Below are 1076 nucleotides of genomic sequence, written 5' to 3' on the forward strand. Positions count from 1 at the left end.
ACGGCCATGCGAGATGTGATGGAGGGTAAGACACCGGGCGCTTTTTATAGTCGCTATGGGATGAATCCCACTATCACGGCCCTGGAAGCTAAACTGACTCAATTAGATAAAGCTGAAGCCAGCCTGGCATTTTCTTCCGGAATGGCAGCAATTTCCGCTCTGTTTATGCATTTTTCTACTCAGGGTATTCTTTGTGTTGGGGATGTATATGGCGGCACTCAGCAGCTTTTAAGCAAACAATTGCCAGCACTGGGTATCAAGACATTCTCACTGCAGAAAACAGATCTGAAAGCAGTAGAAGCTTTACTGCAAGCTGAAAAACCGGCCTTGGTGTTTATCGAAACGCCGAGTAATCCCACATTACAGTTACAAGACATCCATCGGTTAGCAAAACTGGTACATGAATACGATGCGTTGTTAGCGGTAGACAATACGTTTGCAACGCCTGTTAATCAGTGCCCGATTGCGCTTGGGGCAGATTTTACTGTGCAAAGTGCAACAAAGTATCTGGGTGGTCACAGTGATTTGACTGCCGGAGTCTTATCCGGGCCTGTTGTGCAACTCGAGGCGATCAACGATTGGCGTAAAAATCTCGGTCAGACGATCTCGACGGAAGTTGCACACAAACTATCCCGCAGCCTCCTTACATTGGCACTCAGGGTAGAACGGCATAATTTTAATGCTCAGCGTGTTGCTGACTATCTGGAAACACATCCAAAGGTCCGTAAAACCTGTTATCCCGGATTAAAGGGACATCAAAAACATGATTTTATTCACCAGCAAATGTCCGGTTTTGGCGGTATGGTCAGCTTTTATATTGATGGCGACGCCGCAATGGCCGAGCGTTTCGTTGATCTTCTGAATGTATTTGCCATAGCGCCCAGCCTGGGGGGCGTAGAAAGTCTTGCTACCCAGCCGATTTACACCTCTCATTTTGGTTTATCAGAAGAAACACTTAAACAGGCTGATGTGGACGGCAGCCTGATCAGGTTGTCAGTCGGACTGGAAGATATCAAAGATTTGATTAATGATCTGGAACAGGCGTTCAGTCGCTGCTAGGGCGTGTTTATCTTTCA

1 protein-coding gene is annotated in these 1076 nt (G+C 46.8%); it reads left to right on the top strand.

Features of this window, described 5'->3' with window-relative positions; genetic code table 11:
- The coding region (locus B3182_RS15095; protein ID WP_292753378.1) for a trans-sulfuration enzyme family protein at positions 1-1059 on the top strand (1059 nt) is incomplete at its 5' end.
- Positions 1060-1076: the final 17 nt, after the last annotated feature.

It is taken from the genome of Methylophaga sp. UBA4204 (assembly GCF_002379485.1).
In the GTDB taxonomy this organism is placed as follows: Bacteria; Pseudomonadota; Gammaproteobacteria; order Nitrosococcales; family Methylophagaceae; genus Methylophaga.